Origin of the sequence: Cobetia sp. L2A1 (genome assembly GCF_009796845.1) — a bacterium.
GTDB lineage: Bacteria > Pseudomonadota > Gammaproteobacteria > Pseudomonadales > Halomonadaceae > Cobetia.
In genome coordinates this window covers 3,146,728-3,173,215 of the sequence record NZ_CP047025.1, presented here as the reverse complement: position 1 = coordinate 3,173,215, position 26,488 = coordinate 3,146,728, and the positions used below count along the sequence as shown (strand labels likewise).

Genomic DNA, 26,488 nt, shown 5'->3' with positions numbered 1-26,488 from the left:
TTCGGGGCGGTCGCTTCACTTTCGGGAAATAAGACGACATGACACGCAAGTTCAATTTCTGCGCCGGTCCTGCTGCACTACCGACCGCCGTCCTCGAACGCGCTCGCGACGAGATGCTGGATTATCAGGGACGCGGATTGTCCGTCATGGAGATGAGTCATCGCTCCGACGAATTCGTGGCCATCGCCAGGAAAGCCGAGGCTGACCTGCGCGCACTGCTGGATATTCCGGCCAATTATCGCGTGTTGTTCATGCAGGGTGGCGCCTCGACCCAGTTTGCGGGCGTGCCGCTGAACCTGTTGGGCGCAGGCGGTGCTGCCAACTATCTGTATAGCGGTATCTGGGGCAAGAAGGCGATCAAGGAGGCCGAGCATCTGGCCGTCGGCAGCCATGTGGCTGCTTCCAGCGAGAGCAATGGTCTGATCGCCGTGCCGCGTCAGAATGCGATCCAGTTGTCCGGTGATGCAGGCTACCTGCACTACACCGCCAACGAGACCATCGGTGGCCTCGAGTTCGATTACATTCCCGAGGTGCCGGCGGATGTGCCGCTGGTGTGTGACATGTCGTCTTCCATCCTGTCTGGCCCGCTGGATGTCAGCCGCTTTGGCGTCATCTATGCCGGTGCGCAGAAGAATATCGGTCCGGCCGGCCTGACACTGGTCATCGTGCGTGAAGACCTGCTGGATCGTGCCCGCAAGGACTGCCCGACCATGTTGAATTGGAAGACGGCTGCTGAAGCCGATTCCATGTTCAATACGCCGCCGACCTACGCCTGGTATCTGTCTGGCCTGGTGTTCGAGTGGTTGAAGGATGAGGTGGGCGGTCTGGCAGCCATGAATGCCATCAATGATCGCAAGGCGCAGACGTTGTATGCCGCTATCGACGGCAATGATTTCTACTCCAATCCGATCGTGATCGAGAACCGCTCGCGCATGAACGTCCCCTTCGTGTTGGCTGATGATCGTCTTGATGCGGCCTTCCTGGCCGAATCCGAAGCGGCAGGGCTGCTGAATCTGGCCGGCCACCGGAGTGTCGGCGGCATGCGTGCCAGCCTTTACAATGCGGTGCCGGAAGCTGCGGTCACGGCATTGGTCGATTTCATGGGCGACTTCGCGCGTCGTCACGGCTAAGGGAGAGGGCAGATGTCGGATTCCAGGGGAAATGCCGGTCAGATCACGTTGGGCGATCTGCGTCAGCGTATCGATGCCATCGACAGTGAGCTGTTGAGCCTGATCAGTGAGCGAGCCAGCTGTGCGCAGCAGGTCGCTGAGGTCAAGCTGGCGGCTGGTGATGTCGGTGAGGATGGACAGGTACAGTTCTATCGTCCGGAGCGTGAAGCCCAGGTGTTGCGCCGTATCATGGCCAACAACCCCGGCCCGCTGAAGGGTGAGGAGATGGCGCGCCTGTTCCGCGAGATCATGTCAGCCTGCCTGGCGTTGGAGCAGCCGATTCGTCTGGCGTATCTCGGCCCGGAAGGGACCTTCACCCAGCAGGCGGCGCTCAAGCACTTCGGTGATAGCGCCGTCACCAAGCCGATGGCAGCCATCGATGAGGTGTTCCGTGAAGTAGAAGCCGGCGCGGTGCAGTACGGCGTGGTACCGGTGGAGAACTCCACCGAAGGCGTCATCAATCACACACTGGATTCGTTCATGGGCTCGCAGCTCAAGATCTCCGGTGAGGTCGTGCTGCGCATTCACCACCATCTGCTGGTCGGGCCGAACACGCGTCGCGAGAAGATCTCGCGTATCTATTCTCATGCCCAGTCGCTGGCTCAGTGCCGCAAGTGGCTGGATGCCCACTTCCCGCATGCCGAGCGTATCGCAGTGTCTTCGAATGCCGAGGCGGCACGTCAGGTACGCACCGAGTGGCACAGCGCGGCGATTGCTGGCGACATGGCCGCCAAGCTCTATGAGCTTGAAAAGGTCGAGGAGAAGATCGAGGACAGCCCGGACAACTCCACGCGCTTCCTGATCATCGGTGACAGCTCGGTACCGGCTTCCGGTGACGACAAGACCTCCATCGTGGTGGCGATGCGCAATCAGCCGGGCGCACTGCACGACCTGCTGGCACCGTTCCACAAGAATCAGATCGATCTGACACGTGTCGAGACACGTCCGTCCCGTTCGGGCGCTTGGAACTATGTCTTCTTCATCGATTTCCGCGGCCATCGCGATGATCCGCTCATCAGCGAGACGCTTGAGTCGCTGCGCCGGTGTGCGGCGGACGTCAAGATACTGGGCTCTTATCCCGTCGGTGTATTGTGAGCCAGGCCTTGATGAGACAAGAAGACCAACGGCTGGGTGAGGCTGCTTCAGTCGCCGAGCCCGCGTTGCTTGCCAGCGAGCGACGCATCCTGCTGGTCGGCCTCGGCTTGATCGGCGGGTCGCTCGCAGCAGCATTGCGTGCGGCAGGGCATCGTGGCGAGATACTGGCCTGCGATCGTGATTCCAATGAGATCTGCCTCGGCCAGCGCATGAAGCTGATCGATGGTGGCAGTACGCGTCTGGCGGCACTGGTACCGGGTGCCTCTCTCGTGGTGCTTTGCGTGCCGGTGATGGCGATGCAGGGGGTCATGGCAGAGTTGGCCCCACTGCTTGATGATGACGCTGTCGTGACCGATGTCGGCAGTACCAAGGGCGCGATCCGCGATGCCGCGATCGACGTATTTGATCGCATGCCTCCCTGGCTGATTTTGGGGCATCCGATTGCCGGCTCCGAGAAGAGTGGGGTGGCAGCCGCCAATCCTGAGCTCTATCGTGACCACAAGGTGATTTTGACGCCTGAACCGGACAGTGACCCACAGGCGATAGCGCGTGTCTCTGCCCTGTGGGCAGCCTGTGGTGCCGAGTTGCTGGAAATGAGCGTGACGCGTCATGACGAAGTACTGGCGCGTACCAGTCATCTGCCGCACCTGCTGGCCTTCTCGTTGGTCGACAGCCTGGCGCGTCAGGATGAACGACTGGAGATCTTCCGCTACGCTGCCGGTGGCTTTCGTGACTTCACGCGCATCGCGGGGAGTGATCCGCTGATGTGGCGTGATGTCTATCTGGCCAACCGTGATGCGGTGCTTGAGGCGCTGGACGAATTTGAGGCTGGGGTGGCACGCGTACGTGCGGCCGTGGCTACGGGTGATGGCGAGGCGATGCTGGGGATCTTTACCCGCGCCAGCCATGCCCGACACTACTTCAATACCCTTTTGACACAGACGAGCTATCAGACCATGGAACAGCAGAACGTGCGGTACCGTGCGCTGCCCGGCGGGCAGGTCCAGGGGCGCATTCGCGTGCCGGGTGACAAATCAATGTCGCATCGCTCCATCATGCTTGGCGCACTGGCCACTGGCGTGACGGAAGTCGAAGGTTTCCTCGAGGGCGAAGACAGTCTGGCGACGTTGCAAGCCTTCCGCGACATGGGTGTCGTCATCGAGGGTCCGCATCAGGGTCGCGTGACCATCCACGGCGTTGGCCTCAATGGCCTCAAGCAACCGCCGGGCCCGTTGTATGTGGGTAACTCCGGCACGGCGATGCGTTTGTTCGCGGGGCTGTTGGCCGGCCAGGCCTTTGACAGTGAGCTGACGGGCGATGCCTCGCTGACCAAGCGTCCGATGGACCGCGTCGCCAATCCGCTGCGCGAAATGGGCGCAGTGATCGATACCGCCGAGAATGGCCGTCCGCCGCTGCGTATCCACGGCAGCCAGCCGCTCAAGGGCATCCGTTATGAGATGCCGATGGCCTCTGCACAGGTCAAGTCCTGCCTGTTGTTGGCCGGTCTCTACGCCGAAGGTGAGACACGTGCCATCGAACCTGCCCCGACGCGCGACCACACCGAACGCATGCTCAATGGCTTTGGTTACAAGGTCGAGCGTGAAGGTGCCGAGGCGTGGCTGACTGGCGGTGGTAGCCTCAGTGCCTGCCCTATCGACGTACCGGCTGACATTTCCTCCGCGACCTTCTTCCTTGTCGCGGCGGCGATCACCCCGGGATCTGATCTGGTGCTGGAGCACGTTGGCATCAATCCGACGCGCATCGGCGTGATCAACATCCTCAAGGCGATGGGCGCGAACCTGCTCGTCTCCAATGAGCGGGAAGTTGGCGGCGAGCCAGTGGCAGACCTGCATATTCGCTATGCGCCGCTCAAGGGCATCGACATCCCGGAAGATCAGGTGCCGCTGGCCATCGACGAATTCCCGGCGCTGTTCATTGCGGCGGCGAATGCCGAGGGTATGACACGTCTGCGTGGCGCCGAGGAACTTCGCGTCAAGGAATCCGATCGCATTCAGGTCATGGCAGACGGCCTGGCACAGCTGGGCATCGTGCACGAAGTCGTTGCCGATGGTATCGATATCCGTGGCGGCGCTTACGGTGGCGGTCTTGTCGACAGTCACGGTGATCATCGCATCGCGATGGCCTTCAGTGTCGCTGCGCTGCGTGCCCAGGGTGAGATTCTGATCGACGATTGTGCCAACGTGGCTACCTCCTTCCCGAACTTCGTGGCGTTAGCGACTGAAGTGGGGATGCAGGTCGAGAGTCTCGGTGCCGTCGCGCCCGGTGAGGAGGCTTCATGAGCGGTGAAGCGACACCTCATCACAGCCAGATCTGCAACGCGCCGGTCTTGACTCTCGACGGCCCGGGCGGGGCAGGCAAGGGCACCATCAGTCGTCTTGTCGCTGCAAGCCTCGGTTGGCACTTGCTGGATTCTGGCGCGCTGTATCGACTGACAGCCCTGGCCGCTGAGCGTCACGGCGTGGCGTTGGACGACGAGGATGCCGTGGCGACCATCGCTGAGCACCTCGATGTGCAATTCAATGCAGAAGGTGAAACCACACGGGTGATTCTTGAAGGCGAGAATGTCACGCGGGATATTCGCCTTGAGACGGTCGGTAACAATGCTTCGATCATTGCAGGCCAGCCACGCGTGCGTGCCGCACTGTTAGCACGTCAGCGCGCTTTTGCCCGTGAGCCTGGGCTGGTAGCAGATGGTCGCGACATGGGCACAGTGGTATTCACTGAAGCGCCGCTCAAGATTTTCCTGACGGCTTCTGCCGAGGAACGGGCGCGTAGACGTCACATCCAGTTGCAGGAAGCGGGTGTCGATGCTAATATTTCGAGCCTTTTGACAGAAATACAGACGCGAGATGCGCGTGACATGGGCCGAGCGATTGCTCCGCTAAAGCCTGCTACTGATGGCGTGATCCTTGATACGACGGATCTCGATATCAATCAGGTAGTCGCACGTATACAGCAGCTACTGGTCGAATACGGCCTGGTAGCAGCACGCTGAACTTGTAGGGCTGTCAGAACAACAGATTGAAGGTCTGCTGCTGCGTGAAAGCCTTTCTGGCCCAGGCAGTGGCGGGCCTCGCTCGCCTCAAGCGAACGAAATGAACATAGTGGAACCTAGATGGTGCATCAGCATCATCAATCCCCCGGCAAGGTGTCATGGGGTGCATTGGCGGCAGGCTGAAAGCCGGTGTATCTCGAACCAGCGCTAACACCCCCGGGGATATGTAGATATGGCCCGTACTTGCTGGTGGTACGGAGACTGCGGTGCAAGCCGCCCCAAACGTTGATCATTGTAGGAATACCATGAGCGAGAGCTTTGCTGAGTTATTTGAACAGTCACTCCAGGACATCAACATGGAGCCGGGCGCAATTGTGTCCGCTACCATCGTGGACATCGATGGCGACTGGATCACTGTCAATGCCGGTCTGAAATCTGAAGGTCAGATTCCGTCTGAGCAGTTCCGTGACGAAAACGGCGAGCTGTCCATCAGCATCGGCGACGAAGTCATGGTCGCACTGGAAGCCGTCGAAGATGGCTTCGGTGAGACCCGCCTGTCCCGCGAGAAGGCCAAGCGTGCCGAAGCGTGGAAAGAGCTGGAAGCAGCCTTCGAGAAAGACGAGATCGTCAAAGGCGTGATCAACGGCAAGGTCAAAGGTGGCTTTACCGTCGATATCAACACCATCCGTGCCTTCCTGCCGGGTTCTCTGGTCGATGTCCGCCCTGTGCGCGACACTGCCCACCTCGAGAACAAGGAACTGGACTTCAAGGTCATCAAGCTCGACGCCAAGCGCAACAACGTTGTCGTGTCTCGTCGTGCCGTCCTCGAAGCCGAGAACAGCGCTGAGCGTGAAGCCCTCCTGGCCACTCTGCAGGAAGGTCAGCAGATTCAGGGTATCGTCAAGAACCTGACCGACTACGGCGCCTTCGTCGACCTCGGCGGCGTTGACGGCCTGCTGCACATCACCGACATGGCATGGAAGCGCATCAAGCATCCGTCCGAGATCGTTGCTGTCGGCGACGAGATCAATGTCAAGGTGCTGAAGTTCGACCGCGAGCGCAACCGTGTGTCTCTGGGTCTCAAGCAGCTGGGCGAAGATCCGTGGGTCAACATCAAGGCGCGCTATCCGGAAGGTGCCAAGATCAACGCACGCGTCACCAACCTCACCGACTACGGCTGCTTCGCCGAGCTGGAAGAGGGCGTCGAAGGTCTGGTTCACGTCTCCGAAATGGATTGGACCAACAAGAACATCCACCCGTCCAAAGTCGTCAATGTCGGCGATGACGTGGAAGTGATGATTCTGGATATCGACGAAGAGCGTCGTCGTATCTCCCTGGGTATCAAGCAGTGCACCACCAACCCGTGGGAAGACTTCAGCGGCAAGCACAACAAGGGCGACCGTGTCTCCGGTACCATCAAGTCAATCACTGACTTCGGTATCTTCATCGGTCTGGAAGGCGGCATCGACGGCCTGGTTCACCTCTCCGACATTTCCTGGAACGAAGCTGGCGAAGAAGCCGTGCGTCGTTACAAGAAGGGCGAAGAAGCTGAAGCGGTCATCCTGTCCATCGATCCGGAACGTGAGCGCATCTCTCTGGGCGTCAAGCAGCTCGAGAGCGATCCGGTCTCTGAGTACCTGGCCGTCAACGACAAGGGCGCTATCGTGTCCGGTCGTGTTGTCGACATCGATGCCAAGGAAGTTCAGGTAGAGCTGGCGACTGACGTCATCGCTATCCTGAAGGCTTCTGAAATCAGCGCTGATCGTGTCGAAGACGCACGCAACGTCCTGAGCGTCGGCGATGCTGTCGAAGCCAAGATTGTCGGTGTGGATCGCAAGAGCCGCCTGATCAACCTGTCCGTCAAGTCCAAGGACCAGGTTGAAGCAGCACCGCGTAGCCAGGCTGCCAAGCCGCGTACCCAGGAAGTCGAGAGCAACGGCCCGACGACCATCGGTGACCTGATCAAGCAGCAGCTAGGCCAAGGTCAGGAGTGATCCCTGAACAGCACCTCTCCTGGTGAGAGGTGCTGTTCGGATCTACAGAGGATCAGCGATCGCATGATGGTGGTTCCTCTGTCTCCGAATACGTATCCATCGTCGTGATGATTCATTGTGATGGTACGAAAAAAACCGCCACCCTTAGGGGTGGCGGTTTTTTTATGGCAACTCGATAGAGTCCAACACATACACGCGTGCATTTCCTAGCCAGCGTGGTGGTGTTGACCAGTCTGCTGGCTGGTGTTCGCCAGCAGCTGCATCTGGCGCAGAGATATCTTGCAATACAGACTGCGATATAACGTCGGATCCTGACGAGGGTCTGTCTGGTGCAGACGTCCCTCGAGCTGATGGATTTCCTGGGTGAGGTGCTCGGTCTTATGGCTGGCGTTTTCGGCTATCTGAGTCATGTGAGGCGCTCCGTGAGTCTATTGAACACGCGTAGGTTCAGGGTTGGCTCTTCTCTTTTTTCCCTAAGCATTCTGTCATTGCTTTCATGTCTCGGGAGCCTTTGCCTGTCACTGCAACTAGAAGTTGATGCAACCGGGTTGGTGTAAACCAGGTGAGTGCTGAACAAGAATAGCGGAGTCTCGAGACTGTGCCCTGACCCATGTCAGGAAGATGACATTGCGCTGACAGCATCGCGCCGGATTCATGCCTCACATGTTATCTAGACGCTTCTGCTCAGTCGTTCTTTTCTGTGTGGCTCTTGTGGCTATCCGCCGCGTTGCCATCTGCCTTGTTGGCTTCAGCCGCCGCGGTCTGGCGCTCCAGATTGGCCAGCATGCCACGCAGGATGGATAGTTCTCGACGCGTGGGCTCGGCGCGGGCAAACAGCGTACGCAAGCGCTCTTCTGTCTGGGAGTGCGGTTGATTGAGGAAGCCGGAACCACGCAGTGCGCTGCCGAGGTGCTCATGAAAGTGGCCTAGCTGCTCGCGTGTGGGTAGCTGGTCATCTTCACGACGTGGCGTGGCCTGCTCCTGAGTATTTCCTGCGCGCCACGCACTGTGGCACTCGTGAGCAAGCACCTGTACGGCCTGAGAGACATTCAGGATGCCGTAATCGGGGTTTGCGGGAATCGATACCTGATGCGTGCAGCAGGCGATCTCGTCATTGGTGAGGCCGAAGCGTTCACGACCAAATACCAGGGCCACTTTCCCGTCGCGCGCCGTGTCGATGGCACGCGCGGCCATCTCGCGAGGCTCGTCGAAGTGAGGCAGTGGCAAACTCCTCAGGCGCGCACTGGCGCCGATGACTAGCTGGCAGTCACTGACTGCCTCTTCGAGACTTTCAACGACGCGTGCATTCTCCAGCAGTGCAGACGCGCCGCTTGCCATGCGCGTGGCTTCCTCATCGGGAAAGCAGCGGGGATTGACAAGTACCAGGTCCTTGATGCCCATGGTCAGGATGGCACGTGCAGTGGCGCCGATATTGCCCGGGTGGAAGGTCTGTACCAGTACGACACGCAGGTTGTCGAGAGTGGTGGTGGCCTGCGGAGAGGCGGGGGTGTCAGTCATGAGGAAATCCTGGGCGAGCAGTGATCGGTCGACAGTGACCATAGGGTGCGGTGCTGGAAAAAAGGTAGCTAGTGTAGCGCGGCGCGAGGAATGCGTCAGGTGGCATGAGGTGAGGATGACAGGCACAAAAAAACCGCCCCTGCTGTGCAGGAGCGGTTCGTTCACGACAGATGGGTCGTGGGGTAGGGCTGGCTTACATCATGCCGCCCATGCCACCCATGCCACCCATGTCGCCGCCGCCACCAGAAGACTTGTCTTCCGGATCTTCAGCGATCATGCATTCGGTGGTGATCATCAGGCCACCGATGGAGGCCGCAGACTGCAGTGCAGTACGTGTCACCTTGGCCGGGTCCAATACGCCCATGGCGAACATGTCGCCGTATTCACCAGTCGCAGCGTTGTAACCGTAGTTACCTTCGCCAGCCTTGACGTTGTTGAGCACGACAGAGGCTTCTTCACCCGCATTGGCGACGATCTGACGCAGCGGTGCTTCCATGGCGCGCAGCGCGATGGCAATACCGTGAGTCTGGTCTTCGTTGTCGCCTTTGAGGTCGACGAGTTGGTTCAAGATACGCACGAGTGCGGTACCGCCACCAGGCACGACGCCTTCTTCGACAGCGGCACGAGTGGAGTGCAGCGCATCTTCGACACGGGCTTTCTTCTCTTTCATCTCGACTTCGGTAGCAGCACCGACACGGATGACAGCAACGCCGCCGGCCAGCTTGGCGACACGTTCCTGCAGCTTCTCGCGGTCATAATCAGAGGAGGTGTCCTCGATCTGAGCACGGATCTGGGAAACACGTGCCTCGATATCGCCTTCGTTGCCGGCGCCATCGATGATGGTGGTGTTTTCCTTGGACATGGTTACGCGCTTGGCGGTGCCCAGATGATCCAGATTGGCCTGCTCGAGGGTGAGGCCGACTTCTTCGGAAATTACGGTGCCGCCAGTCAGGACAGCGATGTCCTGCAGCATGGCCTTGCGACGATCACCGAAGCCCGGCGCCTTGACGGCCGCGACCTTGACGATACCGCGCATGGTGTTGACGACCAGAGTCGCCAGCGCTTCGCCTTCGATGTCTTCAGCGACGATTGCCAGCGGCTTGCCAGACTTGGCAACGCCTTCCAGCACCGGCAGCAGCTCGCGGATGTTGGAGATTTTCTTGTCAACCAGCAGGATGTACGGGTCTTCGAGCTCGACCGTCATGGTGTCCTGATTGGTGACGAAGTACGGAGACAGGTAGCCACGATCGAACTGCATGCCTTCGACCACTTCCAGCTCGTCTTCAAAGCCACGGCCTTCATCAACGGTGATGACGCCTTCCTTGCCGACTTTCTCCATCGCTTCAGCGATGATCTCGCCGATACGCGCATCGCCGTTGGCGGAGATGGTGCCGACCTGAGCAATGGCCTTGGTGTCGGTGCACGGCACAGCCAGTGCACGCACGGCTTTGACGGCTTCGATGACAGCCTTGTCGATGCCGCGCTTGAGATCCATCGGGTTCATGCCCGCGATCACGCCTTTCAGGCCTTCGTTGACAATGGACTGAGCCAGCACTGTTGCAGTGGTAGTACCGTCACCCGCAACGTCAGAAGTCTTGGAAGCTACTTCCTTGACCATCTGGGCGCCCATGTTCTCGAAGCGATCTTTCAGCTCGATTTCCTTGGCGACAGACACGCCATCCTTGGTCACGGTCGGTGAACCGAAGGATTTTTCCAGAACCACGTTACGACCCTTCGGGCCGAGGGTGGTCTTGACGGCATCAGCCAAGACATTGACGCCACGCGCCATGCGCTTGCGAGCATCATCGGAGAAACGAACGTCTTTTGCAGCCATTGTTATCTCTACCTTTAATCAGTAAGTCGAAGCGTTTGAACCGGAAACGCCGGAAATCAGCCTTCCACCACGGCGAGGATGTCGCTCTCGCTCATGATCAGCACCTCTTCGCCGTCGATTTTCTGCTTCTCGACGCCGTAGCCATCCTTGAAGATCACGATGTCGCCGACTTTGACGTCTAGCGGACGAACTTCACCGTTTTCGAGGATGCGACCGTTACCGGCAGCGAGAATCTCGCCACGGGTCGGCTTTTCCTGGGCGCTGCCGGGCAGAACGATGCCACCTGCAGTTTTCTTTTCTTCTTCCACGCGACGGACCACGACGCGATCGTGCAAGGGACGGATGTTCATTGCTCACGTTCTCCTGATGGTAAATCCCGTCAGCTGTCGGTCTTTGCCGGCCAATCTGACGTTCAATGGGGTTGCCTACCGAGTGTTCAGCCACGCCGCCAAGGCTTGGCTGTTATCCATTGCTTCGCATTTATGGTGGCGAGATGGCAGCTTTCAAGTAGGCGATCATAAAAAAAACACAAACTCGAAGTTTTTTTGCGTCGCACAAAAGCTATTCACCTGAAAGGCGACACAATATCAGGTGGATCACCATGATGAATCGAGGGCTTGAGTGTATCCGAGCACAGCTGCCACATCATGAAGATGTGGGGTGCCGAGAATGTCCATTGGTGCAAGAGTGAACTGCCGCTCGTACTTCTCACCGCTGCATTCTCCGCTACACCTCAAGCTATCCGCACAGGTTAACGCTGTGTTGATGGCAGAAGATATGGGCAGAAGGCGTACTGCTGTCACTCGCTTGCCTGCTTGCTTGATAAAGCAGGGCGTAGAGCAGGATGGATATTGGACCATTGGCATCATTTCACAGGCGTGCAGATACCATGGGCCATGCGCCGCAGTGCTGGATCAGAGACGGGGTTCGTCACGGCTGATGTAATCGCCTTCCAGTGGCTGGTCATCGTTCTGACGGTTTTGACCTTGCTGGTCGCTGGTGTGCTGGCTGTCACGTTCGGTATGGGACGTACTGCGGTCAGTGTCGTGTTCTGTTGCCCCCCAGCTGCCAGCATGCGTCTTTTGCGACGGATGCGATGTATTGAAGCGTTTTTTGAAGAAACGCGCCAGCGTGCCATTGCCGCTCACACTGCGTGTCAGCAGGCTTCGCGAGGCGGGCAACAGGCAGAGCAGCCCGAGTGCATCGGACAGAAAGCCTGGCGCCATCAATAACGCGCCGCCAAAGATGAGAGCTGCACCCTCCATCAGCTCACCAGACGGCATTTCTCCGCGTTGCAGGCGTTCCTGCGCACGCATCAAGGTGGCACGTCCTTCACGCTTGATCAGGTGTAAACCGATGGCACCGGTAATCAGTATCATTGCCAGCGTGGGCAATAGTCCAATCTGGCTGCCGAGGCTGAACAACACGATGAAGTCCAGCAACCCGAACAGGGTAATCACTAGCAGTATGGGCATTATGTCTCCCGGATCACGTAAGCGGCAGTACATGCCAATCCCCTAAGGGTAAACCAGCCGCCGAGCGGGGAACAGTCGGAGAATGCGGTTACTGGCCTGATAAAGCTACGCTCAGCGCGGTCTACGCTGGCGCAGTAAGGTGTGGGGTGCCATGCTATGTTGCAGTGCACCATGAATGTCTTGACGTCACTCTCGGCATGGAGTGACGCGCGCGTGCCAATGGACTGCCAAGGACGCAGCGTTGAGAAAAGTGAGTCTCTGCGTTGGTCAGCTTTTCAAGCGTTGAGGCACGACACGCGGCAACCTGTTGCACTGCACCATGTCGTTATTGGAGAAATTGATCACGTTCGTGATTTCGGGACAATCGACACTCAATGTGATCATCGCACGGCATGCGACGATCACCTTCGACAGTCACACTGGACATGTCGATAGCTAATCAGGGGAGAGGTGAAATGGAGCTTAACGACAAAGTCATTGCGATTACAGGCGGAGCACGTGGCTTGGGTCTGGCCATGGCGCGACACCTGGGCAAGAAGGGGGCTGTGCTGGCGCTGCTGGATATCGAGCAGGGTGGACTGGATGATGCCGTCGCGAGCCTGGCGGCTACCGGTGTCAAGGCGCAGGGATTCGTGGCCAACGTGGCGGATGAAGACTCGGTGACGGCAGCTTTCTCGGCGATCAAGGGGTCTTTGGGGCCAGTGAGCGGGCTGGTCAATAATGCCGGTATCACGCGTGATGGTCTGCTGATCAAGGCACGTGACGGCGTAGTGGAAAAGACAATGTCGCTGTCCAGCTGGCAGCAGGTCATTGATGTCAATCTGACGGGGGTCTTCCTGTGTACCCGTGAGGCCGCCAGTCAGATGATCGAGGCTGGTCAGCCGGGTGTGATCGTCAATATCTCCAGCATTTCGCGTGCCGGTAACATGGGGCAGAGCAACTACACTGCCTCCAAGGCAGGTGTTGCAGCCATGAGCGTGACCTGGGCCAAGGAGCTGGCGCGCTACAAGATCCGTGTTGGTACCGTGGCGCCGGGCTTCATCGCCACCGAGATGACGGCAGGCATGAAGCCGGAGATGCTCGACAAGATCAAGAGCGGCATTCCCATGCGTGACCTGGGGCGTCCGGAAGATATTGCAAGCAGCGTGGCGTTCATCTTCGATAATGACTACTTCACCGGCCGTGTGATCGAGTGTGATGGCGGTCTGCGTATCTGATTGTCGCGATTCTGGCTGCGCCACGTGGTACCTGAATCGGTAGTCCGGTATCTGAAAGCCTCCACGACCCTCCATGGTCGTGGAGGCTTTTTGGCTTTCGGTTGCGGTTCATCTCCACGTTTCATCGGCTGAGATGAGTGCGCCTGATGGGCGGTGAAGTCGGGCATGCATCCGGAAAGTACTGTAATGCGTATGGTGAGTATCACGGTTCATTTCGCACAAGGAGTCTCGTCATGCAACGTCGTCAATTCATGGGGCTGTTACTGGGTGGTGGAGCGATGCTGGCGCTGCCGAAATTGGCAGCCGCACGCCCTGAACCTGAGCTCGAGCGCTCGGCCGATATCACCGAGCTGTCACTGAGTGACGAAGAGTGGCGTTCGCGCTTGAGTGTCGAGCAGTATCGGGTACTGCGAGAAGAGGGTACCGAGCGTTCAGGCTCCAGTGCACTCAACAAGGAGCATCGTGATGGTAGCTATCATTGCGCAGGCTGTGATCTGCCTCTGTTTGCCTCGACGGCCAAGTTCGAATCAGGCACTGGTTGGCCAAGCTTCTTCACGCACATCGATGGCCATCTGTTGAGCAAGACCGATTACGGACTGGTCTGGCCGCGTACCGAGTATCACTGCGCGCGCTGTGGTGGTCATCAGGGACACGTCTTTGAAGATGGTCCGAAACCGACGGGGCTGCGCTGGTGCAATAATGGCGTCGCACTGCGCTTCGTACCGGCCTGATCCATTGCCAATCTCCCGCTGTGTGCGTAGCTAAAGCAATATCGGTGCTTTGTGGTAACGTGACGGCATCGTGATGCAGACGGCCCGGTCGATTCGATGATCGGGCCGTCTGCATTTTGCCGCATGAATTCTGCCGTGAAGGGACCGATGTTTCATGGACGCTACCGTTACTGACGCCACTAACTCCCGCCCTGCACCGACGCTTTCACCTGCCACCACTGCCCGTCGTATCCAGCAAGCGCTGGCCGGCGAGCTTGGCGTACGTGAAGAACAGATCAGTGCCACTGTCGAGCTGCTGGATGGCGGTGCCACCGTGCCGTTCATCTCGCGCTACCGTAAAGAAGCCACTGGCGGGCTTGATGATACCCAGATGCGTCTTCTGGAAGAGCGGCTGCGCTATCTGCGTGAGCTGGAAGACCGCCGCCAGGTGGTATTGGAGTCCATTGCTGAGCAGAACAAGCTGGATGCGGTGCTGGAGCGCGATATCCTGGCAGCTGATAGCAAGCAGCGGCTGGAAGATCTCTATCTGCCTTATCGCAAGAAGCGTCGTACCAAAGCTCAGATCGCCCGTGAAGCAGGGCTCGAGCCGTTGGCGGATACCTTGTTGTCAGATCCGACGCTTGACCCGGAAGTGTACGCGGCCAGCTATGTTGATGCAGCCAAGGAGGTTGCTGATACCAAGGCAGCACTGGATGGCGCCAAGCAGATCCTGATGGAACGCTTCGCCGAAGATGCTGCGCTCGTGGGGCGTCTTCGTCAGCGACTGTGGGACGACGGTATCCTCAGCGCACGCGTGATGAAGGGCAAGGAGCAGGAGGGCGCCAAGTTCTCTGATTACTTTGAGCATGATGAGCCACTGCACAAGGCGCCGTCACACCGTGCACTGGCCATGCTGCGCGGGCGCAATGAGGGCATCTTGAGCCTGGCGCTCAAACTGCCGGATGAAGACGAGTTGCCACGCCATCCGATGGAAGGTGCCATTGCACATCACTTCAAGATCGAAGATCTCGGTCGTGCGGCAGATCGCTGGCTGAAGGAAGTGGTGCGCTGGACATGGCGCGTCAAGCTGTACACCCATCTGGAAAGCGAGTTGGTCGGTCGCCTGCGTGAACGTGCTGAGCTGGAGGCCATTCAGGTATTCGCCGATAACCTCAAGGACTTGCTGCTCGCTGCGCCTGCGGGGCCCAAGGCAACAATGGGCCTGGACCCTGGCCTGCGTACCGGTGTCAAGATCGCGGTAGTGGATGCCACCGGCAAGTATGTGGATCAGGCCACCATCTACCCCCACCCGCCGCATAATCGTTGGGATGCTTCAGTGGCTGAATTGGTGCGTCTGGTCGAGCGCCATGACGTCGAGCTACTCGCGATCGGCAACGGTACCGCCTCTCGTGAGACCGACAAGCTGGCGGCAGATGTACTGACGCGCCTGACCGGGCGCCGTTTGCAGAAGGTGATCGTCAATGAGGCGGGCGCCTCCATCTACTCGGCATCAGAATATGCTGCGCGCGAATTTCCGGACCTTGATGTCACCATTCGAGGGGCCGTCTCCATTGCACGTCGTCTGCAGGACCCGCTAGGTGAACTGGTCAAGATCGAGCCCAAGTCCATCGGGGTCGGTCAGTATCAGCATGATGTCAGCCAGGTACAGCTGGGACGTAGCCTGGAGGCAGTCGTCGAGGATTGCGTCAACGGCGTCGGTGTTGACCTCAACATGGCGTCCAGTGCATTGCTATCTCGTGTGGCGGGCCTTAATACGACGCTTGCCGAGAATATCGTCGCACACCGTGATGCCAATGGCCGCTTTGGCTCACGCAAGGAGTTGCTGAAGGTAAGCCGCCTCGGGCCGCGAACCTTTGAGCAGTGTGCTGGCTTCCTGCGCATTGCCGCTGGAGACAATCCTCTCGATGCCAGCGCCGTTCACCCCGAAGCCTATTCGCTGGTCGAGCGTATCGCCAAGATTCATGGTCGTGATCTGCCCAGTCTGCTGGGCGACAGCTCCTTCCTGCGTACCGTGAAGCCTGCCGAATTCATCGACGAAAATTTCGGCTTGCCGACAGTCACCGATATCCTGCGGGAGCTGGACAAGCCCGGGCGTGATCCGCGTCCTGAGTTCCGCTTCGCCGAGTTCAAGGATGGCGTCGAGAAACTCAAGGATCTTGAGCCGGGCATGAAGCTTGAGGGTGTTGTGACCAACGTTACCCATTTCGGTGCCTTTATCGACATCGGTGTGCATCAGGATGGGCTGGTACATATTTCGGCGCTGTCAGAGAAGTTCGTGTCTGATCCACGTGAAGTGGTCAAGGCGGGCGACATCGTTACCGTCAAGGTGATGGAAGTCGATATTCCTCGCGCCCGTATCGCGTTGAGTATGCGCATGAGTGATACCCCTGGCAGCAAAGAAGCTCGCAATGAAGGGCGTCGTGGAGGAGATAGCACAAGCAGTGGACGTGGTCGCCCCACGACCGGTAGTCAGAATCGTAGTGGGAATCCAGGTGGTAATCAGGCAGGAGGCGGAGCAGCACCCGCCAATAATGCAATGGCTGCCGCGCTGCTCAATGCTCGCAAGCCAAAATCATAAGCCTTGAAAGCATTTTTTACGCGCCCATAATGTGGGCATACTGATCAGACGCGAACGATGACAGTCGTTCGCGTCTTGCATGGCATATAGCGCACGCCGCCAGCCATGGTCATCCAATTCGACCGGAGAGGCTGGGCTTCTCCCCATGCGAAAGGGTTAATACCTTGTCCGAGCAACTCGCGTCCGCCATTGCGCGACTCAAGGCACCGGCCCGTCAAGGGCTCTTCGGGCGTCTGCGCCGTGGTATCGAGAAGGAAGGCCTGCGGGTCAATGCTGATGGTCACATCAGCCAGACTCCACATCCGCGAGCATTGGGCTCCAAGCTGACTCATCCGTATATCACCACGGATTATTCCGAGTCATTGCTCGAGTACATCACGCCGGTGTTTACGCGCCCGAAGGAGTCGCTGGAGTTCCTGGCGGACCTGCATCGCTTCAGTTATCGCAATATGGGTGATGAGCTGATATGGCCGGCGAGCATGCCGCCGCGTCTGAACGGTAATGCCAGCGTGCCGATCGCTGATTATGGTACCTCCAATACCGGTACCATGAAGCATGTCTACCGCAAGGGCCTGGATGTGCGTTACGGACGCATCATGCAGTCGATTGCCGGCATTCATTACAATTTCTCACTGCCGGATGACTTCTGGGCACTGCTACAGCGTCTTGAAGAGGCTGAGGGCGAAGATGCACGTGATTTCCGTTCGCGTCGTTATTTCGAGCTGATTCGCAATTTCCGTCGCCACAGCTGGATTCTTCTGTATCTGTTTGGTGCCTCGCCGGGTATCGATGAGAGCTTCCTTGAGGGCGGTAACGATGATCGTCTCAAGCGTCAGGCGGACCGTAGCCTGGTCTCGGCTTACGCGACCAGCTTGCGCATGTCGGATCTTGGTTATCAGAACAAGGTGCAGGCGCAGCTCAAGATCTGCTTCAACTCTCTCGACAACTTCGTTGGGACACTGCGTCATGCCATCGTCACGCCGTGGAAGGATTACGAGAAACTGGGAGTAAAACAGGCGGATGGCAGCTGGTCACAGCTCTCCAGCAGCATCCTGCAGATCGAGAACGAGTACTACTCGGATATCCGCCCCAAGCGAGTCACCAAGCAGAACGAGACACCGAGTCAGGCGCTTGAAGGACGTGGCGTCGAATATATCGAGGTGCGCTGTCTGGATCTCAATCCGTTCCTGCCATTGGGGATCGACGAAACCCAGATTCGCTTCCTCGATACCTTCCTCGTCTGGTGTCTATTGACCGACAGTCCGTGGATTGATGATGAAGAGTGCGCAAACCTCGATAACAGCAAGCGCCGTGTCGTCGAGTCAGGGCGCGATCCTGAACTGACCCTAAACGTGAAGGGTGAAGAGCGCAGACTGCGCGAGTTGGCGGCCAACGTGATGGACGAGTTGGGTGAGGTCGCAAGTCTGCTGGATAGTGGTGGCAAGGCCAACAATGAGCATCGTGATGCACTGGCCGCACTTGCCCCTCGTTTCGATCAGCCCGAAAGCACGCCATCAGGTCGCCTGCTGACCAGTATGCTTGATAACGGCAGTAACTTCGTCGATGAGGTCCTTTCGCTGGCGAAGGGGCAGGCGGAACAGTTCAAGGCGGAGCCGATGGAGCGCGCACGGGGCTACCTGTTGGATCAATTGGTCGAGACATCTCTGCAGCAGCAGGGGGATATCGAGGCGGGCGATCATCAGGACTTTGATACCTTCATGGCCGAGTACTTTGCCTCCGCTCATTCGGCGCATCCCTCCTGAGTCTGGGGCGCAACGCGGATTCATGTTGAGGTCATCAGGCCAAGGCATGATGAGCGCACCAGGATCATGATGTGGTCTGAACAGCTGTCAGGTCATTGATCCATTGCTACCGGCGCCTTCTTCTGGAGGCGCCGGTAGTGTATGCAGCACGATAATATCCATGGCACCGAGCCCGTCGCGCAGTCATATGGCGTCGTCTCGTAATCTCTTTATTTCATCACGACTCCCCAGGAGTCCAGGCAGGCAAGGACAACCTATGACACAGGCGGAACATGACTCAGGACAGCAAGCAGTACGTAAAGGCGGGCTATCATGTCTCGCGCACTGGAGCGGACGTCAGTGGTGTCTGCTGGGGGCGCTCGGCTGTGCGATTCTGTTAGGCGTAGCCTTCATCCTGCAGTTTGCCTTTGGAATGGCGCCGTGTTCGCTGTGTATTTTCCAGCGTGTGGCAGTGGCAGTCGCTGGCGTATTCTTCCTGCTGGGGGCATTGCATGGTCCCGGGCGTATCGGTACACGTATCTACGCGCTAGGTGCCCTCGCGGGGACTATCGGGGCTATCGTGCTGGCAGGCCGCCATGTATGGCTGCAGTCACTCCCGCCGGATCAAGTGCCAAGCTGTGGCCCGGGGCTCAACTACATGCTGGAAGTACTGCCGGTCTGGGATGTGATTACCCAGGTACTGAATGCCTCCGGAGAATGTGCGCAGATCAGTGGCCAGTTGCTGGGACTTTCGATTCCCGAGTGGTCATTGATGGGCTTCTGCGTACTGGCACTGGTACCGCTGGCGATGTTGTGGAGCAGCTTTCGCCGTTGAAGCCATACCCTCTGACAACAAGGTAGGGGGTTGGCAGCGCCGAATGCATGGAGGATAGTGGGTTTGCAACGGGTCTGGCCGAGACCGGTAGACCTATCCTGATCGGGTTATGCCAAAGGAGGCGCCCATGCTGGAGGAATGCACCACTGCGGCGGAACGCTTTCGTGGCGTTCATCAGCTGATAGATCGCTGGTTGGACCAGCGCCGCGAGATGCTAGTCAGCTTCATGGACTTGCACGAAGCCTGTGTGAGTGATCTCGAGCAGCTCGACATGACGCGCGTCAATCGCTTCATTGAGCTATTGATGGATTACATCTCGGCGGGACACTTCGAGGTGTATCCTCAGCTCAAGGAAGAAGGGCGCGTGTTTGAGGATACGAGTGCGTTGGCAGTGGCTGACAAGCTGATGCTGCGACTTGAGCCCTCGACCGAACTGGTACTGTCCTTCGATGAGGATTTCTCCAGTCCGACGCGTTGTCAGCACTACCGTACTCGTCTGCCAGAATGGCTGGCGCGTCTTCAGGAAGGCCTGGCAGAGCGATTTTCCCTGGAAGATCAGCTGATTCAGCGTCTGCATGCCGTGCATGAGCCAGCATGCCAGACGCGCCAGCAGCCAGTGGCCTGACGCCTGGGCGCAGCCTCATGCGTACTGCGCACCCTTGCAGCCATAAAAAACCCCGCCAGCAGAAGCTGGCGGGGTTTTTTATGGCGCTCGTCGTGATGAACCAAATCTACCGTTACATCAGCGAGGAGGCTTCCGGACGCTCAAGCTCAGTCAGTTCGATCTCGCCAGTCAGCAGGTCACGCTCGAAGGCTTCCATGTCGATATTGAAGCCCAGGAATTCCTGGGCGAGGAACATGTCCTTCTCCGCGTTACCCAGGCAGCTGGTGCCACCCGGTGACGGCGTCATGTTGAAGACGATGCCAGTACCCGGGTTGATCTTGGCCTCGCCCATGACAAGTTTCTGCTTGCTCTTGTCGATCAGCTGCGGGCGAACGCCACCGAAGCCTTTGGCGAAGCTGACATCCTTGACTTCCAGACTCGGGACAATCTTCTTGATGTCGCCGTGGAACAGACGCTCACGCAGTATCGGCACTTCAAACATGAAGTTCTTGAAGATGTAGTTGCGGATGTCGCGCACCTTCATCAGGTCCCAGAGGGCCTTGACGACGTTGCGGTCCAGGCGCAGCACCTTGAGGAACTCCCAGAAGGTCTTGCCGTTGTAGCGCTCAAGCAGCGGCAGCATCAGGGCGGTCGGTCCGAAGCGAGTCTTGCCTTCTACCAGTACGTCCGGATCGCCATGGACGGCAGCGAACGGTAGATTCTCGTTCTGGATGGTATAGACCTTGCCGTTCAGCACCTTCGGTGTGAAGTAGAAGGAGCCAGCCATCGGCAGGCAAGACTTGTCCAGTCCGTAGCCCATCTTGTGCGCGAACAACAGAGAGTGGCCACCGGCGCTGACAACGACGTAACGAGCGCTAAGCTCGCCCTTGTCGGTCTTGACCTTGTAGACGTCGCCTTCCTTGCGGATGTCTTCCACTGCGGTAGACAGGCGTACGTCGTAGTTCATGCCCTTGTCAGCTGCTGCCCTCTCGCCTTCACTGACGAACGCCTCGGACAAGGTGGTGTAGTTGACGGCGGTATATTCGTCGGTAGACCCCAGTGCGACGATTTCCTCGTCAGGACGACGTCCTTCGACCACCTTCGGCTCCTGCACGGCGATGTCGTCGCGCTCAAGCAGCTTGAGGTTCGGGAACAGCTCCTTGAAGGTATCGAAACGCTTGCGCAGGAACTGGCATTCCTTGGCGCCCACCGCCAGTACCATCTTCGGGTATCTGTAGATGATATGGTCGCGCTTTTCGGCCGCGAGCTTAGTGGAGAAATTGACCACCATACCTGCAGTGCGCTTGGTCACTCGCGCCTTCTCGACCGTGTAGTTGGTCTCGATATCGCCGCAGTGGATGGTCTGGGAGTTGTTACGTCCGTGCGAGTTGACGATCGCGACGTGGTCGTACTTTTCCACCAGGCCAATCGACTTGAGGTCGGTATAGCGGGCGAGTTCATAGAGAAGGGCGGTGCCGGACACGCCGCCACCTATAATCAGGACATCGTATGTCGTTGAGGACATGGCTGCTCACGCTCAAGGTTGGTGAGGGACATCCCCCGATGCCCGACCGGGCTACCGGGGGCCGTCCTGCCGTGGCAGGGCAACATGTGCCCCGGCAGGCTCGACGGTTCGATGGATAAACATTATAGACACATCTGCAGTGAAATGATTTAGCAAATAAGGTCGACTTTATGCTGAAGGCTTGTAGCCACATGAAAACCTTATAGCTGGATCTGCAATCCCTTATGGGTCTATTAATTTTACTACAATCAGGTAGTTATGGTTGTTTCGCGTCGCGAAGCGAGATGATTCGCCAGCCATTTCGCTCGGCGGCCGCCCGTAGTTGCTTATCCGGGTCCACTGCGATGGCAGTATCGACACGCTCGAGCAGGGGAAGATCATTGATTGAGTCGCTGTAGAAGGTGCTTCCATCAAGCGTGTGATCGCGCTCTGACAGCCATTCTTCCAGGCGCGTTACCTTGCCAGCCTGGAAGCTGGGGACACCACTGACCCGGCCGGTATAACGGCCGTCAATGACTTCCGGCTCAATGGCGATCAGCTCATCCACACCCAGTCGCTCGGCGATCGGGGCTGTAATGAAGCGATTGGTCGCAGTGATGATCAACAGCGTGTCACCACGAGCACGATGACGGGCCAGCAGCTCCTCGGCGCGTGGCAAGATGATAGGCTCTATCTTGGCGGCCATGAATTGCTGGTGCCAGGCAGCCAGCTGTTCAGGACTATTCTCGGCCAATGGCTTGAGAGAGAAGGCCAGATATTCGTGAATATCCAGCTCGCCGCTTTGATAAAGCTCGAAATAGCGCTCGTTGGCTTCACGGTAGATCTTGGCGTCGACAGCGCCCTGTTCGACCAGAAATTCGCCCCAGGCGTGATCACTGTCCCCGGCGATCAGGGTATTGTCGAGATCAAAGATGGCCAGACTCACGGAAAACTCCTTGCTCTGTCCGACCTTTCAAGGGCGGACAACAGACGTAGACAATCGGGTGAGGCATGGTGCCAGCCCAGTGTTTACGCGGGTGTACGGAGGCCGAGGATGTTTTTTCGGCGACTGTGTTGCACTGCAATACGATGGTAGATGCGATTATTGCAGACGTGCTCCGGCTTTCACACCGCCAAACCGTGTATTGAAGCGCTTTCAGCCTTTGTGGAAGAATGGTTTCAATTAACGAATCAAAGGTGACATCCGTGATCGACGCTGACGGCTTTCGCCCCAACGTTGGCATCATCATTGCCAACTGTGAGGGCCAGCTGCTCTGGGCGCGCCGGGTAGGACAGAATGCGTGGCAGTTTCCTCAAGGGGGCATCAAGCCAAACGAGACACCGCAACAGGCGTTGTATCGCGAACTCGAAGAAGAGATCGGCCTGAAAGCTGAAGATGTCGAGATACTGGCCTGCACTCGAGGATGGCTGCGCTACCGGTTACCCAGACGCATGGTTAGAACGCACTCCCGACCGATCTGTATTGGTCAGAAGCAAAAGTGGTTCCTGCTACAGATTCGCTGCCAGGATAGCCGCGTAAGTGTAGATACGACGCCCAAGCCAGAATTCGATGGCTGGCGCTGGGTCAGCTACTGGTATCCGCTGGGCCAGGTGGTGGCTTTCAAGCGTGAGGTCTATCGACGGGCTCTGCGTGAACTGGCGCCTCGTTTGCAGCGACTGGTAGATACCGAGCATGGCATGATACCCATGGCCGCTGAGGATGCATTTTCACTTGAGCTACGTGATTCACTAGGCCCATGTGACAGCGCGCCGGACGCTGCCGCTGACAACGACCGCCACTCACCCGGCTGAACCCGGGCTTCATTACTTGTAAAGGGCACTCCCATGCTCGAGGTACTGCGTCGTATTGTTCAGGAGGTCAATGGTGCGCGTTCTCTGGACGCGGCGTTAGCGACGATGGTGCTGCGTATACGCAAGGCCATGAAGACAGACGTCTGTTCCGTCTATCTATTGGCTCCTGAGACCGATCGCTTCGTGCTCAAGGACACTATCGGTCTGCGTTCTTCCTCGGTGGGGCAGGTCAGTCTGGCACGCGGTGAAGGGCTGGTTGGCATGGTGGCGCTACGCGAGGAGCCCCTCAATCTCGAGGATGCTCCCGCACATCCCCAGTTTCGCTATTTCGAGGAAACCGGCGAGGAACGCTTCTCCAGCTTCCTCGGCGTCCCTATCATTCATCAGCGGCGGGTGCTGGGTGTGCTGGTCGTTCAACAGCATGAAAAGCGCCGTTTTGATGAGGGTGAAGAAGCCTTCCTCGTCACATTGGGCGCGCAGCTAGCAGGCGTACTGGCACATGCATTGGCTACGGGAGCGCTAGGCAAGCTCGCGGGCACCAGTGGCCAGGCGATCTTCTCCGGTGTGGCGGGCGCTCCTGGTGTCGTTATCGGCAAGGCGTTCGTGTTGTCGCCGCCGGCCGATCTTGATTCCGTGCCTGATCTGATCCCTACCGATATTGATTTCGAGATTGCGCGCCTCAAGGAGGCGATCAATGCGGTGCGCGAGGAAATTCGCGTCGCGGCGGAGCGTCTCGCCAGTCGAATTTCCACTCAGGAGCACGCGTTGTTCGAGGTCTACCAGCAGATGCTGGGTGACGCGGCGCTTGGGCAGGAAGTGGAAAAGCGTATTCGCGAAGGGCAGTGGGCTCCCGCTGCACTGGCCGATATCGTGCGACGGCATGTTCAGTATCTTGAGCGGGTCGATGATGATTATTTACGTGAACGTGCCGCCGATATTCGTGATCTTGGGCGTCGCGTGTTGTCACACCTTCAGGAAGAGGGTGAAAGCGGCCCGATCGAGTACCCCGAGAACACGATTCTGATCGGGCACGAGATCAGCCCAGCCACCTTGGGCGAGGTCCCGCGGGAGCGTCTCAAGGGACTGGTCGCCGTCAGTGGCTCCAGCACATCGCATGTCGCCATATTGGCGCGTGCGATGGGCATTCCCACCGTGCTGGGCATGGTGGATCTTCCGCTATCGCGACTCGGCGGTGCGCCGGTGATTCTTGATGGCCACCGTGGTCGATTGGTGGTGCGCCCGGGGCCAGAGCTCAGCGCCCATTATTCACGGCAGATCGAGGAGGAACATGCCTTGAGTGCGCTGCTGGAACAGGAACAGGACTTGCCGAGCGTGACGCCTGACGGCCATGTCATGCCGTTGATGGTGAATACTGGCCTTGCGCTTGATGTCGTGGCCTCGCTCAAGACACGAGTCGGCGGGGTGGGTCTCTATCGTACCGAAGTGCCCTTCATGATGAGCGACCGCTTTCCCAGTGAGCAGGAGCAGGCTCGCCTGTACCGTGAACAGTTGAGCGGTTTTTCACCACTGCCCGTTACCATGCGCACGCTGGATATCGGCGGTGACAAGGATTTGCCGTACTTTCCGATCAAGGAGGCCAATCCCTTCCTTGGCTGGCGCGGTATCCGTGTCACGCTGGATCACCCTGAAGTGTTGATGGTGCAGTTGAGGGCCATGCTGAGAGCCGCCGAAGGTCTCGACAACTTACGTATCATGCTACCGATGATTTCAGGGATAGAAGAGGTAGATGCCACGCTGGCGCTGATCAATCGTGCTCTGATCGAGCTGGGAGAAGATGGCGTCAATGTCTCGCGGCCGAGCGTTGGCGTGATGATCGAGGTGCCGGCAGCACTTTATCAGCTGGAGGCATTGGCCACGCGCGTCGATTTCTTCTCGGTGGGTTCCAATGATCTGACCCAATATCTGCTGGCGGTTGATCGCAATAACCCACGCGTGGCCAGTCTCTATGATGCTTGCCATCCGGCGGTGCTGAGGGCGTTGGCGCGTCTTGCTGAAGATTCCCTGCGCCTGGGTGTGCCGGTCAGCGTCTGCGGTGAGTTGGCCGGTGATCCGGCGGGAGCGTTGTTGTTGCTCGGCATGGGGTTTGAAAGCCTGTCGATGAATGCGCCTAGCTTGCCCCGCGTACGGGCGGCTATTCGACGTGTCTCACTGACGGCAGCGCAAGGGCTGGTCAGTGAGGTGTTGTGTCAGCCGACGGCGAGTGAAGTACACGCACTGTTGTTGAACCGTCTGCAATCATGGGATCTGGCGCACCTGCTGCCCCCGCGTGACCATGCACCGGTCGTTCCGAGTGCGGCGAGCTCTGTTTGAACGGCTCTGTTTGAACGGCGCTGTCTGAATGGTTTGGTGATTTGGGGAGGCTGTACAGCGACCAAATACCTCGTGCCTTAACTCAGCTGCCAACCCTGTGTCGCGTCATCATGGCGCGAGATGCCTTTTCGACTGGCAACACAGTGACCTTCTGGGCTGAAGCGGCGCTCGTGAAGCGTGAGTGTCTGCTGAGTGCCATCGCGTTGCCAGCGCACCAGGGTCGCGGCACGTGTGCCATATTCCGGGCTGATGATAAAAGGGCTGGAGAGCAATGCTTCTCGTGCAGAGTTCAGGCCTGTCGCCGGCAATCGCGCGACAGGCGGCCGCCATTTGTCCTTCAAGATATCCAGATAGTCCTCATCACTGAGGCATGCCTTGCGCGCCGTTAGTGCAGCCAAGTGCTGGCTAAGCCGTTGCTGCTTGGGCCACTCGGTATCAGGATGTCCGTTGGACAGACTATGGATGCCTGCCGGCAGAGAGGTTAGCTGACTGCCCTCCGGGCCGTGATGCAGTCGCCAGAGTGACTGGCCATCGCAGACCAGCAGGTTGCACCAGTCAAATTCAGCCAATGCCATGGGGGTACGCTGCTGCGCGTTATCCGCTTGCAACGCCGCTGAGACGGTCTTTCCCGCCACCAGCGCTTCAAGCCAATCCTTCAGTGCAAGGTCGGGGGTGCCAGGCACCGCTTGCCGTACCGCCGCCGTCACCAGTCGTCCTCGACTAAGGGTTGCGGCCGGTGATTGACGGTCTAGCTGCCGGACATTGGTTAGCGTGGCCAGCGCACCACTACGATGCATGACCAGCCAACCGCCCCCCGCCACCAGATCACGCCCACCACAGAGAGCATTGTCCGGCCACTGACATAGGCCAGTGGTGGCGCGGGCATGAAATTCATCCCGATTACCTATCAGGATCAGGCACTCGCCTTGTGCAACCATGGGCTGCCAGTCAAACGCCATCAGGCACATGTCACGACTCCAGCGATAAAGGGTATCAGGGATGAATAACGTGCCAGGCGGGGTACGCGTCGCAT

20 protein-coding genes and 1 pseudogene are annotated in these 26,488 nt (G+C 58.4%); 13 read left to right on the top strand and 8 right to left on the bottom strand.

Translation table 11 applies throughout. The annotated features are described in order from the left end of the window. Positions 1-38 precede the first annotated feature (38 nt). The 5 genes from serC to rpsA all read left to right on the top strand — a co-directional run bounded on the left by serC (position 39) and on the right by rpsA (position 7,274). Complete coding sequence (gene serC / locus GQR90_RS13540; RefSeq protein ID WP_158774571.1) at positions 39-1,130, top strand: 3-phosphoserine/phosphohydroxythreonine transaminase; 1,092 nt, start codon at positions 39-41, stop codon at positions 1,128-1,130. Positions 1,131-1,142: 12 nt separating this feature from the next. Further along, the gene (pheA, locus tag GQR90_RS13535; RefSeq protein ID WP_158774570.1) at positions 1,143-2,264 is read left to right on the top strand and encodes a prephenate dehydratase; all 1,122 of its coding nucleotides are present in this window, start codon (positions 1,143-1,145) and stop codon (positions 2,262-2,264) included. Between the two features lie 11 nt (positions 2,265-2,275). After that, entirely contained in the window at positions 2,276-4,564 is a 2,289-nt protein-coding gene (locus GQR90_RS13530) for a bifunctional prephenate dehydrogenase/3-phosphoshikimate 1-carboxyvinyltransferase (protein WP_158774569.1), read from the top strand. Beyond that, positions 4,561-5,280 carry a (d)CMP kinase gene (gene cmk / locus GQR90_RS13525; RefSeq protein WP_158774568.1) on the top strand — a complete coding sequence of 240 codons (720 nt, stop codon included), beginning with the start codon at positions 4,561-4,563 and terminating at the stop codon, positions 5,278-5,280. The genes GQR90_RS13530 and cmk overlap by 4 nt, the downstream gene beginning before the upstream one ends. A gap of 305 nt (positions 5,281-5,585) precedes the next feature. Next, positions 5,586-7,274 (top strand): 30S ribosomal protein S1, encoded by a 1,689-nt coding sequence (gene rpsA / locus GQR90_RS13520; RefSeq protein ID WP_158774567.1) that lies wholly within the window; start codon positions 5,586-5,588, stop codon positions 7,272-7,274. A gap of 206 nt (positions 7,275-7,480) precedes the next feature. Here the strand turns inward: rpsA and GQR90_RS13515 are convergent, their stop codons facing one another. The 5 genes from GQR90_RS13515 to GQR90_RS13495 all read right to left on the bottom strand — a co-directional run bounded on the left by GQR90_RS13515 (position 7,481) and on the right by GQR90_RS13495 (position 12,101). Further along, positions 7,481-7,684 (bottom strand): hypothetical protein, encoded by a 204-nt coding sequence (locus GQR90_RS13515; protein ID WP_158774566.1) that lies wholly within the window; start codon positions 7,682-7,684, stop codon positions 7,481-7,483. A 274-nt stretch (positions 7,685-7,958) separates the two neighbouring features. After that, on the bottom strand, positions 7,959-8,792 hold the full coding sequence (locus GQR90_RS13510; protein ID WP_158774565.1) for an RNA methyltransferase: 834 nt from the start codon (positions 8,790-8,792) through the stop codon (positions 7,959-7,961). A gap of 193 nt (positions 8,793-8,985) precedes the next feature. Continuing rightward, positions 8,986-10,626, bottom strand: coding sequence for a chaperonin GroEL (groL, locus tag GQR90_RS13505; protein ID WP_158774564.1), 1,641 nt, complete (start codon positions 10,624-10,626; stop codon positions 8,986-8,988). 56 nt (positions 10,627-10,682) lie between these two features. After that, positions 10,683-10,976, bottom strand: a complete 294-nt coding sequence (locus GQR90_RS13500) for a co-chaperone GroES (protein ID WP_158774563.1) — start codon at positions 10,974-10,976, stop codon at positions 10,683-10,685. 564 nt (positions 10,977-11,540) lie between these two features. Continuing rightward, positions 11,541-12,101, bottom strand: coding sequence for an FxsA family protein (locus GQR90_RS13495; RefSeq protein WP_158774562.1), 561 nt, complete (start codon positions 12,099-12,101; stop codon positions 11,541-11,543). Between the two features lie 455 nt (positions 12,102-12,556). On the opposite strand from GQR90_RS13495, the gene GQR90_RS13490 reads away from it, so the two are divergent. From GQR90_RS13490 to rsd, 6 genes are all read left to right on the top strand, one after another. After that, positions 12,557-13,318 (top strand): SDR family oxidoreductase, encoded by a 762-nt coding sequence (locus GQR90_RS13490; RefSeq protein WP_158774561.1) that lies wholly within the window; start codon positions 12,557-12,559, stop codon positions 13,316-13,318. 233 nt (positions 13,319-13,551) lie between these two features. Continuing rightward, positions 13,552-14,049, top strand: a complete 498-nt coding sequence (gene msrB, locus GQR90_RS13485; RefSeq protein WP_158774560.1) for a peptide-methionine (R)-S-oxide reductase MsrB — start codon at positions 13,552-13,554, stop codon at positions 14,047-14,049. Between the two features lie 154 nt (positions 14,050-14,203). Further along, entirely contained in the window at positions 14,204-16,627 is a 2,424-nt protein-coding gene (locus GQR90_RS13480) for a Tex family protein (protein WP_158774559.1), read from the top strand. Positions 16,628-16,791: 164 nt separating this feature from the next. Further along, on the top strand, positions 16,792-18,390 hold the full coding sequence (gene gshA / locus GQR90_RS13475; RefSeq protein WP_158774558.1) for a glutamate--cysteine ligase: 1,599 nt from the start codon (positions 16,792-16,794) through the stop codon (positions 18,388-18,390). A gap of 256 nt (positions 18,391-18,646) precedes the next feature. Then, on the top strand, positions 18,647-19,204 hold the full coding sequence (locus GQR90_RS13470; RefSeq protein ID WP_158774557.1) for a disulfide bond formation protein B: 558 nt from the start codon (positions 18,647-18,649) through the stop codon (positions 19,202-19,204). A 127-nt stretch (positions 19,205-19,331) separates the two neighbouring features. Continuing rightward, positions 19,332-19,829, top strand: coding sequence for a sigma D regulator (gene rsd, locus GQR90_RS13465; RefSeq protein ID WP_158774556.1), 498 nt, complete (start codon positions 19,332-19,334; stop codon positions 19,827-19,829). Positions 19,830-19,941: 112 nt separating this feature from the next. Here rsd and GQR90_RS13460 read toward each other — a convergent pair whose 3' ends face one another. Both GQR90_RS13460 and GQR90_RS13455 read right to left on the bottom strand, forming a co-directional pair. Then, the gene (locus GQR90_RS13460) at positions 19,942-21,333 is read right to left on the bottom strand and encodes an FAD-dependent oxidoreductase (RefSeq protein ID WP_158774555.1); all 1,392 of its coding nucleotides are present in this window, start codon (positions 21,331-21,333) and stop codon (positions 19,942-19,944) included. A 256-nt stretch (positions 21,334-21,589) separates the two neighbouring features. Continuing rightward, complete coding sequence (locus GQR90_RS13455) at positions 21,590-22,258, bottom strand: HAD family hydrolase (protein ID WP_158774554.1); 669 nt, start codon at positions 22,256-22,258, stop codon at positions 21,590-21,592. Positions 22,259-22,518: 260 nt separating this feature from the next. Between GQR90_RS13455 and GQR90_RS13450 the strand changes: the two are divergent. Next, a pseudogene (locus tag GQR90_RS13450) lies at positions 22,519-23,004 on the top strand (RNA pyrophosphohydrolase); the annotation flags it as partial. Between the two features lie 153 nt (positions 23,005-23,157). Beyond that, the gene (gene ptsP, locus GQR90_RS13445; RefSeq protein WP_158774552.1) at positions 23,158-25,455 is read left to right on the top strand and encodes a phosphoenolpyruvate--protein phosphotransferase; all 2,298 of its coding nucleotides are present in this window, start codon (positions 23,158-23,160) and stop codon (positions 25,453-25,455) included. 77 nt (positions 25,456-25,532) lie between these two features. On the opposite strand, the gene GQR90_RS13440 is transcribed toward ptsP, so the two are convergent. Further along, the gene (locus GQR90_RS13440) at positions 25,533-26,423 is read right to left on the bottom strand and encodes an NRDE family protein (RefSeq protein WP_158774551.1); all 891 of its coding nucleotides are present in this window, start codon (positions 26,421-26,423) and stop codon (positions 25,533-25,535) included. Positions 26,424-26,488: the final 65 nt, after the last annotated feature.

Coding starts and splice junctions, on each gene's coding strand:
- serC (WP_158774571.1), top strand. CDS start 39: ATGACACGCAAGTTCAATTTCTGCGCCGGTCCTGCTGCACTACCGACC.
- pheA (WP_158774570.1), top strand. CDS start 1,143: ATGTCGGATTCCAGGGGAAATGCCGGTCAGATCACGTTGGGCGATCTG.
- GQR90_RS13530 (WP_158774569.1), top strand. CDS start 2,276: ATGAGACAAGAAGACCAACGGCTGGGTGAGGCTGCTTCAGTCGCCGAG.
- cmk (WP_158774568.1), top strand. CDS start 4,561: ATGAGCGGTGAAGCGACACCTCATCACAGCCAGATCTGCAACGCGCCG.
- rpsA (WP_158774567.1), top strand. CDS start 5,586: ATGAGCGAGAGCTTTGCTGAGTTATTTGAACAGTCACTCCAGGACATC.
- GQR90_RS13515 (WP_158774566.1), bottom strand. CDS start 7,684: ATGACTCAGATAGCCGAAAACGCCAGCCATAAGACCGAGCACCTCACC.
- GQR90_RS13510 (WP_158774565.1), bottom strand. CDS start 8,792: ATGACTGACACCCCCGCCTCTCCGCAGGCCACCACCACTCTCGACAAC.
- groL (WP_158774564.1), bottom strand. CDS start 10,626: ATGGCTGCAAAAGACGTTCGTTTCTCCGATGATGCTCGCAAGCGCATG.
- GQR90_RS13500 (WP_158774563.1), bottom strand. CDS start 10,976: ATGAACATCCGTCCCTTGCACGATCGCGTCGTGGTCCGTCGCGTGGAA.
- GQR90_RS13495 (WP_158774562.1), bottom strand. CDS start 12,101: ATGCCCATACTGCTAGTGATTACCCTGTTCGGGTTGCTGGACTTCATC.
- GQR90_RS13490 (WP_158774561.1), top strand. CDS start 12,557: ATGGAGCTTAACGACAAAGTCATTGCGATTACAGGCGGAGCACGTGGC.
- msrB (WP_158774560.1), top strand. CDS start 13,552: ATGCAACGTCGTCAATTCATGGGGCTGTTACTGGGTGGTGGAGCGATG.
- GQR90_RS13480 (WP_158774559.1), top strand. CDS start 14,204: ATGGACGCTACCGTTACTGACGCCACTAACTCCCGCCCTGCACCGACG.
- GQR90_RS13470 (WP_158774557.1), top strand. CDS start 18,647: ATGACACAGGCGGAACATGACTCAGGACAGCAAGCAGTACGTAAAGGC.
- rsd (WP_158774556.1), top strand. CDS start 19,332: ATGCTGGAGGAATGCACCACTGCGGCGGAACGCTTTCGTGGCGTTCAT.
- GQR90_RS13460 (WP_158774555.1), bottom strand. CDS start 21,333: ATGTCCTCAACGACATACGATGTCCTGATTATAGGTGGCGGCGTGTCC.
- ptsP (WP_158774552.1), top strand. CDS start 23,158: ATGCTCGAGGTACTGCGTCGTATTGTTCAGGAGGTCAATGGTGCGCGT.
- GQR90_RS13440 (WP_158774551.1), bottom strand. CDS start 26,423: ATGTGCCTGATGGCGTTTGACTGGCAGCCCATGGTTGCACAAGGCGAG.